This window comes from Microvirga arsenatis (assembly GCF_009910705.1).
GTDB lineage: Bacteria > Pseudomonadota > Alphaproteobacteria > Rhizobiales > Beijerinckiaceae > Microvirga > Microvirga arsenatis.
The window spans coordinates 23,009-31,197 of record NZ_JAAAXJ010000025.1 but is presented as its reverse complement, the minus strand read 5'-3'; the positions used below and the strand labels follow the sequence as shown (position 1 = coordinate 31,197).

At 57.8% G+C, this 8,189-nt stretch carries 8 protein-coding genes; 5 read left to right on the top strand and 3 right to left on the bottom strand.

Annotated elements, in window-relative coordinates; genetic code table 11:
• Positions 1 to 817: 817 nt before the first annotated feature.
• Positions 818 to 1,042, top strand: coding sequence for a hypothetical protein (locus GR303_RS22330; protein ID WP_161726399.1), 225 nt, complete (start codon positions 818 to 820; stop codon positions 1,040 to 1,042).
• 233 nt (positions 1,043 to 1,275) lie between these two features.
• Complete coding sequence (locus GR303_RS22325) at positions 1,276 to 2,883, top strand: S8 family serine peptidase (RefSeq protein ID WP_161726398.1); 1,608 nt, start codon at positions 1,276 to 1,278, stop codon at positions 2,881 to 2,883.
• 3 nt (positions 2,884 to 2,886) lie between these two features.
• Here GR303_RS22325 and GR303_RS24970 read toward each other — a convergent pair whose 3' ends face one another.
• From GR303_RS24970 to GR303_RS22315, 3 genes are all read right to left on the bottom strand, one after another.
• Entirely contained in the window at positions 2,887 to 3,147 is a 261-nt protein-coding gene (locus GR303_RS24970) for a DUF6429 family protein (protein WP_343038498.1), read from the bottom strand.
• 505 nt (positions 3,148 to 3,652) lie between these two features.
• Positions 3,653 to 5,347 carry a zinc ribbon domain-containing protein gene (locus tag GR303_RS22320; RefSeq protein WP_161726397.1) on the bottom strand — a complete coding sequence of 565 codons (1,695 nt, stop codon included), beginning with the start codon at positions 5,345 to 5,347 and terminating at the stop codon, positions 3,653 to 3,655.
• Positions 5,348 to 5,569: 222 nt separating this feature from the next.
• Positions 5,570 to 5,884: a hypothetical protein gene (locus GR303_RS22315; protein ID WP_161726396.1), complete on the bottom strand. Its 315-nt coding sequence runs from the start codon at positions 5,882 to 5,884 to the stop codon at positions 5,570 to 5,572.
• 247 nt (positions 5,885 to 6,131) lie between these two features.
• Between GR303_RS22315 and GR303_RS22310 the strand changes: the two genes are divergently transcribed.
• The 3 genes from GR303_RS22310 (at position 6,132) to GR303_RS22305 (ending at position 8,137) form a co-directional block, all read left to right on the top strand.
• Complete coding sequence (locus tag GR303_RS22310) at positions 6,132 to 6,650, top strand: helix-turn-helix domain-containing protein (protein WP_161726395.1); 519 nt, start codon at positions 6,132 to 6,134, stop codon at positions 6,648 to 6,650.
• A gap of 117 nt (positions 6,651 to 6,767) precedes the next feature.
• Complete coding sequence (locus tag GR303_RS24500) at positions 6,768 to 7,055, top strand: hypothetical protein (protein WP_161726394.1); 288 nt, start codon at positions 6,768 to 6,770, stop codon at positions 7,053 to 7,055.
• A 683-nt stretch (positions 7,056 to 7,738) separates the two neighbouring features.
• Positions 7,739 to 8,137: an adenylosuccinate synthase gene (locus GR303_RS22305; protein ID WP_161726393.1), complete on the top strand. Its 399-nt coding sequence runs from the start codon at positions 7,739 to 7,741 to the stop codon at positions 8,135 to 8,137.
• Positions 8,138 to 8,189: the final 52 nt, after the last annotated feature.

Below are 8,189 nucleotides of genomic sequence, written 5' to 3'. Positions count from 1 at the left end.
AGTACAACCAAACTGCATGGGCGATGATCTGGGATGGGAACCGATGGCGCTTGTAGCTGATGGGCTTGGTCATGCCACAGCTCTTAGAGCAGAAGCCTCTGACCAAAGGTTACCGTGACATCGCCAGAACGAGGGTGGCGGAGCACAGAAAGCTTGTGACCGTGCCAACGAATAGCCACTGGAAGTTGATCAGGGTCAGGAGGGCCGCTGTCCGCTCCAGGCTGAGCAGGCTTTCCATGTCATAGGCAAGGCGCGGGAGCGAGAGGGTACCGGTGTAATTCTTGTACGGCACAACATCTGTGACCGGAGCCAAACTAAGGTCGGTGGGATGGACCTCGTCACCAGGATAAATGCGTTTGGGCGATAATGCCAGCGATCGATCAGGAGCACATCTCGCGCAAACGCCATTCTGAGTTGTCATCCGAGGTCGAGCAGTAACGGCTGGCACAACGAAGGCACTGCTCCGACGCCTCTGTTATCAACGATATTGCCAAGCTTAAGATTAGATATACTTAGTGATTGGTCCGCTTCTGTTCATCTCGGGTACGGTACAAGGCATGCGATTCAGCGCATTGTGCAGTCAATCTGCCGCCATGGGTTCTGCTTTTATGCTTCAGTCGCGCGGCAAATGACGAATTCACGGCAGAGTTGTCAGGATGAGAGAGTAGCATGGCACGTTGGAGGCGACATATCCTCATCGCTATAGCAAGCATTGCTGCTGCCTTTCCCCTCCGAGTTCAACTGGATCTCGGCAATGGATCCAGCCTGCCCATCATGAACGGGTCAGCACTCGCCAAAGGCGGCGACGGCGGCGGCAATGGCAATGGCAACGGAGGTGGTAACGGCAACGGTGGCGGGAGCGGAAACGGAGGTAGCGACGCAGGAGGCGGGAATAGCGGTGGCTCGGCTGGCGGTGGCGCAGGCAACGGCAACAGCGGGGGCACCGGGGATTCTGATGGAGGCGGACATGGCGGCGGGGCTGGAGGTCCTAGCAACGATGGCGGGAGCGGAAACAGCGGTGGAAACGGAGGCGGCGGAGTAGGGAATACTGGCAGCAGTGGGAACAACAGCGGCGGAAACGGCAACAATAATGGCGGCAACGGGAACGGTGGTGGGACGAGCGGTGGCGCAGGAAGCGGGAATGGCAGTAGCAATGGCGGTGGCAAAGGCAGCTCCAACGCTGGCGGTCTCGGCGGCGGCATAGGCGGCGGGCCGGGCCGCGGAAACGGTGTCGGGGGCGGGCTCGGTCGCGGCATTGATGGGTTCGGTAGAGGCTTGAGCGGAAGTGCCAGCCGCAGCAGCGGCGCTGGAACTGGCATCGGTGGCGGTGCCGGTGCGAGCAAGGGCAACAACAATGCCGGAAGCAACGGCAGCAAGGCGAACTCGGGCAATACCGGGAAGGTCACTGCCAGCAAGGGAGCGAGTGCCGGCGCAGGCCCGAGCAGCAGCAAGGGCAACTCAAAAGCCAACACACCGAATGCCGTAACCGCGCCCGGCGGCAAAAGCCAACGTACGAACAGCAAGGTCCAGGCGAGCAGCGGCAAGGCTCCAATAAGCCGGAGCAAGGCCCCAGCATCCGCCCCGCAGACGCCCAACCAAGCCAAAGCCGCCGCCCCGATGCAGACGGCCCAGAAGGCGGCTTCGGTCAAGGCTCAGCCTGCACGTGTAGCTCCTGTCGTTGAAGAGATCGACCGGCGTCCCAAGCCGCGGCAGTCATCGCGCTCCATCGTGGCATCGGGCCTGTCGCAAGCGGACTTGGCCCAGCTGATCGCCCAAGGCTTCCGGATCGAGACCCAGACGCAGGGGAGCATCGAGCCCCAGGTGATCAGGCTTCGGGTTCCAGCTGGCGTTTCTGTGGCGCAGGCTCGGCAACGGGTCCGCTTGGTTTACGCTCAGGCCTCGGTCGACTTCGACCAGTTCTACTATCTCGATGAGAGCATCCCTGCCTGCACGAGCGCTGAGTGCCAGTCCACCCCGCTCGTGAACTGGGCCTCCCTGGTGAAGTGGTCGGGTTCGAACACCAAACAATGCGGCCCTGCTCCCCTCATCGGTATGATCGACACCGGCATCAATGTTGAGCATGACGCCCTGAGGGGACAGGCGATTGAGGTCGTGGCTCAGTCCACCCGCCGCGCCATGCCCTCGTTGCCCGATCACGGCACGGCCGTTGCGGCTCTCCTCGTAGGGCGGCTGGACAGTCAAACCCCTGGCCTGTTGCCGGAGGCAAAGATCATTGCGGTCGATGCCTTCTACCGCGACGGCGGCACCGCCGACCGGACAGACGTGACATCACTGGTCACGGCGCTTGAGGCCTTGGCTGAGCGCGGGGTGCGGGTCATCAACCTGAGCCTTTCCGGTCCCGCGAATGAGGTTCTCCAGAAAGCCATTACAGCCGCTCAGGCTAAAGGCATCGTGATCGTTGCAGCGGCAGGTAACAATGGAGCTGGTGCCGAACCGTCTTATCCGGCAGCTTATGTCGGGGTTGTTGCAGTCACCGCAGTGGATCACGATCTAAATGTGTATCGGCGGGCGACGCGCGGTCCTTATGTTGACCTGTCCGCTCCCGGGGTGAATGTCTGGACGGCCTCAGCCCAGGGCAGCGGCACGTTGAGGACAGGGACGTCCTATGCCGTCCCCTTTGTATCGGCCGCCGCAGGCCTAGTGCTCGCGTCCAACCCGGTGTTGGATGCCAAAGCCGTTCAGTCCCGCCTCGAAGAGTACACGCGCGACCTTGGTACGCCTGGACGGGATCCAACCTTCGGCTTCGGCCTGATCCAGATGGATGGTCTATGCGAACGACCAGCGGATTCTCCAGCGATCGCAACATTCCATGACCAGCCGGCTGCCGCACCTCTCAAGGGACCGTCCGCGGACATGCCTTGATCCTCAGCGGGCACCCTGGTCTCGAACATACCGCCTGACAGTAACCCCAGAGACCGAACGGTACTGCAGCCTGATGCCAGCCTTAAGCCTTCTGCAGCCCCTCACGGACTTGATCTTGTTGGCCGGATCACAGATAAAGCCATTCTGGTAGAGCCGATCCGTCGCAGCCCAATCGAAACTCTTCCAAGCTCGCCGCTCATCATGCAGCGTCAGCCACATCAGGGAGTGAGCCGCCTCGTCGATCCTGTCGTGCTCAATCCCTATGCCCGCACTCTACCACGCCATGGCTGAAGATTCCGCGGCCTTCAGCGAATACGCACCAGCAACGCACCGGTGGCTGTCTCATGCAGGTAGGCAAAGGTAAACTTGCCTGTGCGATTAAAGGAATAAACGGGTCAGGTGCGGGATGGTGGCCTGGAGCCGGAGCCCATAGAGACAGTCATGCAGAGGCAGAAGAGTGTACTTGCGACGGCGACGATAACGGCCTCCCTCTTCTTCTGAGATTACAATGGAGCTCGCGGCCTCTAGAAGATGCCTCCTTCAGCCACTGCGGCTCTCGCGTAAGAATACGAAAGCCGTCTTTATCGCAAAGAAACTCGCAATGGGGACGCTAAGCTCGTGCCGAAACCGAACTACTCGCCTCCAGCTTAGGGGCCTGGGATGTAGAAGTCTCCATAACAAAGCGACGGAGCACGCGTCGTTAATTGCTAGCGTCATCAGATAGCATTGTCAAGCCTGTGAGCTTAAGGCAGCGCAGCATCCGCATTACTCATCTATTAAAGGACTTGAGCATGACACGGCAGGTATTCATATCTCGATCGCATGTTATGCCACAGTGCGCACAAGTCTGCTGCAGGTCGTAAGGCCTTGCCGGCATGGTGATCGCGCCACAAGCATGGCAAACCCAATTTTCCATGTCCTGAGTCACTACTGTGGCTCCTATTTTCCTCGCCTGTATTTCAATCCACTTTCTAAGATATGAGGGAGCAGCAACGGTACGATAGTGGCGAGCTGCTTTGAAAAGCGGGTTCTCTTTACCTTCTGGCAACAGAAGACGGGACATCTTCTCAATCTCGAGATGGTTAATAACCACTACATCAGTATTTACAACTATGTTGTAGGAAAGTCGCCTATATAGATCAGTGCGGCGTGCAATAAGCTTCTCACGCTGATTTACCTCCCATAACCAAAGCCGTTTGTCGGCAAGCCGCCATTTCTCAAGGTGGCGATACCCTTCCGCGTCCCAATCCTGGTGATTGCGCCAAGCGATTGCAAGGGATGCGACCCGTCCTGCGCTAATGAACGTTGCATCCTGCAGGGCAGGTAAATGAATGGTGAGCGCTTCCGGCGCCGCCGCCCAGTCAAGGGTTTTTAGCCATGCAATGATATTATTCTTCATAGTATCGCGCCGTGACTGCAGAGTTTTGATTAGCGCGAAGCCGTCCACAATATCTGCTGGTACGATCATGAAGTCAGCAGGGGTATCGTCGTTGCGAACAACAGTTGCTACCCGTATGCCTTCAGGAAGGCGCCGCCACCCCAAGTCCACTGCCACAACCCGACGTGTAGAAGTGTGTCTGTTTTGCTTGCTACCTGATCTTGTGCAGGTGAATGTCACTTGCCATTGCCAGGATGGGCCTAGCTTCCGGCGTGTAACAACGACCTCTTTGATGAGACAATCCTCAGGAATGGGCCGGTGCATAATCATTGGCCATGTTACAGTGCGGCGTTCACCAGATCTCACAAAAATCGTGGCAGTAAGACGGGTGCGCTGAAGACGGCGCCGTTCGCCACGGCTCGGGTGCGTCCACGCATCACCTGGCAGAGCATCAACTGCGATTTGAGAATGAGTTGCCCCAAAAAGGTCCGCTACTGTCATGCCGCCTTGAATTTGATTGACGATGCGTCCTGTTCCATCATAGCGCTTGAACTGCAACTGGCCGCCGTTACGTAACGCAATCCGTCGACCCCGCTCATATGCCTTAACAATGGCGTTGTAATTTCCCCACCATAGTCCACTCTCTTGGCGAGCTAACTTAACCGCAGCGCGCCGCTCGACCTCAAGGGCACGTATTCTTTTGCCAGCTTTCTCCCTAGCCAACTTGCGACTTGAGGCCGCAGTATTTCTGAGGTCAGCGATTTTATGGGAAAGATCTCTAATTTGCTCGTCAAGGTTATGGGTTTCCACTTTCCTTCCATTCTGCTTGCGAATGCTTCTCCTCTCTTTAATCAAGGAGCTTTGGAAATCGGATGATGAAGCAATTTGCTGGTAGATACTCTCAACGTCTTGATCAGTCATGATAGATGTATTATATTTTTCACGGGTAACTTGCTCAATTTCAGCGAGCCGATTCCAAAGCTGATTCATGCGAAGAAGTTCTTCTTCGCAATCCTCGCCCCAATCTAGGGGGCTCAATAGACCATACTGCCTTATAGTAATTTCTTTTAGCTGATTTTCTTCCATTTTCAGTAGTCTGCTTGTTTCCAAAAACCTACACATCACTTATCTAAAAACAGTGATGTGGGCAATCTCAACTGCTGTACGCTGCCGATCCTAAGGACATGATTCTCCTGATAGTTAGTGTTTGGGCTCCGTCATACTTTGAGGTGGCCCTGCTCGGCGTGCTCGATTGGGCCGGACGCGAGCTTGTTGTTCAGGCCAGGCGCATCAAGCGCAGCACCGACTTCATCGCGCTTCTTGAGCCCCCCTGACCGCCGCTATGGCCCCAAGCCCGGCCGCTGCACCAAGCCGGTTCGGCTCGTCCTCGACAACAGTCCCATCCACACCAGCAAGGTAACCACAGCCGCCCTCGGCCAGCGGGCGCACTGGCTCAGCGTCGAATAGCTGCCAAAGAATGCCCCCGAACTCAACGATATCGAGGAGCGATGGCGCGATATGAAGCAGCATTACCTTGCCCACCAGACATTCACCGGACCCGAAGACCTCGACCGAGCCATCCACATAGCCATCATGAAGCTCAATCACCAACGAAGCCGCCATCCGTTGGCCAACCAGCGAGTCCCTGCTCAGGTGTTCGGTGGGGCAGCGTTGTTAGGATCGGATGCGGCTCGCCTGTTCAGGTCGTCCGAAGTTGCCTCAAGGGCGCCGGAGCTCGTCCATCGGCGCGACAAGCCTCCCGATCCATGCGCTTGCTCCCAGTCCTGCGCGGCGTTGCTGCCGCCATAGAGGTTTTGCATTCAGATCTCCCGCAGGGTAGTTGCAATTCCATGATTGATTCTGGCCTGGTGTGCGCGACGTGAACTTTGGTCAGCAGATATTTAACCGCAGGAAAGAGCTGAAGCTGTCCCTGCGTGAGCTCTCGCGCCTCTCCGGGATTGCCGCCTCGACAATTTCGCGCGTCGAAAACGGGCGCTTCTCTCCAACGCTGGACAATGCCGTCAGGCTCGCCGCAGCCCTCAGGATTGAGCTTGCTGACCAGAGGGGCAATAGCAACGTGGAGGCACCGCAGATTGAACCGTCTGCGAGCCGCCTGCTAGAGGATGCTCGGGCAGGCGGCAGTCCCGTCACGTACAATGAAATCGCCATCACCATTCTGAAAGCCGGAATACGACGGAACCTCAGCAAGATCGCGGCTCGTGGCTCGTATCGTCAGATGCTTGTCGTGAGAGGCTCGGCCCAGATGCGTGCGAACGACGGCTTTCGGGCGAACTTGAAGCCCGGGGCCATGGTCGACTGTCGGGCGATCGCGCTGCAGACGTATTTTGCCGTGGCGTCTGAGGACGCAGAGTTGCTCTGGATCAGATAAGGGACATTTCTGAATGCTGCGGGTTTTCGATTGGCATTGGGCCCGCTGCTGAATATTTCGTATCGCTTTCAGCCCATTACGGCATCTAGTTGTTACGAAGGTTATCGTTGGTGTCTCATGAAGAAATTTGCGTTCGGCATTGTTATCATCCTGTTTGCAACAGGCGCTCTGGCCCAAGAGAACTCTTCGACACCTGCGATAATTTGTCGTCAGGCCCGCGGCCTCGTTGCCATCCGGGGAGCGGTCGTGCTGAGAACGGGGCCCTACATCTATGACCGCTATGTGAGCGGGCAACAGTTCTGCCAGATCAACGAACGGGCCCGGCCAGTCTGGGTCCCCACAGCAGATGTGCGGCAATGTTTCGTCGGCTATCGCTGCCAGAGCGACCGGCAACAGGGACGGTGACGCACCAGACCACCAGGATCGGGAGCAACAAGTGCCCAGCTGGGCCTCTGGTCCAGGCCCTTGTCCCCAACGATTGCTAAGAAATGCTGGGACTGGTAGCTCACCGCTGCGGCTCCTTATCTGCGATGGGCACCGCCACAGTGTCATCCCGACACAATATTACCATCACTGGCCCGATTTTGATCAGTTTACCCGATTTTGATCAGTTTATCTGTCAGAGGATGGGGCTCAACCCGCCTGGCCGAGGGTTACTCCGGGCCTCAAACAAGCGGCGCTTGGGAGGAAGCCCTAAGCGCCGTTCTGCGAGTTAGGAGGTGGTGGAGCATTGGAACCACGCCCCAGAGGACATGATAGAGCGTTAGGGTCTGCCACGAACGCAGGTTGTTCGCTTGACGCGGTTCTGTCCACCCTTGATTTTATCTTATCCCGCCGGCTAAGCCTCCTGGGGCAACAACCGGTGCGGATCAGAAAGCCTGACTGTCAAAGGCTCGCCGCGCCGGTCCCCAGTCCAGTTCGGTCTTGGCTACTGCGAAACCGAACCTGCGGCGGGATATCGCTGCAACGCGGCAAGGTATATTGGCCGTGAGGCATGGACATTCTGACCGCCTGACTCTATGAAGCACCCCAACCGTCGGCGCCCACGGCCGTCGGCTGATCGTACTTTGCCTGTGATGGAGCCTTGCATGTTTCTGCTACGGACCATGGTTGTCCTGGGTCTCGCGCTTACTCCTGCGGCCGCTCTGGCCCAGGGGCAGGGCCACGCTCATGCGGCGGCCAACGGCGGGCAGATCCAGAAGATCGGAGCTTATGAGGCCGAGCTTGTGGTCAAGGGCGCGGACGTGATGCTCTACCTCGTTGACGACAAGGAGCAGAAGGTCGATGCGTCCACGTTCAGCGCCACGGCCACTGTTCTAGCCAAGGGCAACGAGCAGAAGACTCTTGAACTTAAACCTGGCACTGCTAACCTTCTGACTGGCAAGGCGGACTTTGCCGTGGACGGCAAGTTCCGGGCCACCGTGACGCTGAAGTCTGGCGCGAGCGAGATTGGCAAGGGGCGCTACAGCGTCGACATTAAGGGCTGAGCCGGCTCACCTGGAGAGTGTTCCAAACGCCATGTTTTCTACGATGCCCATC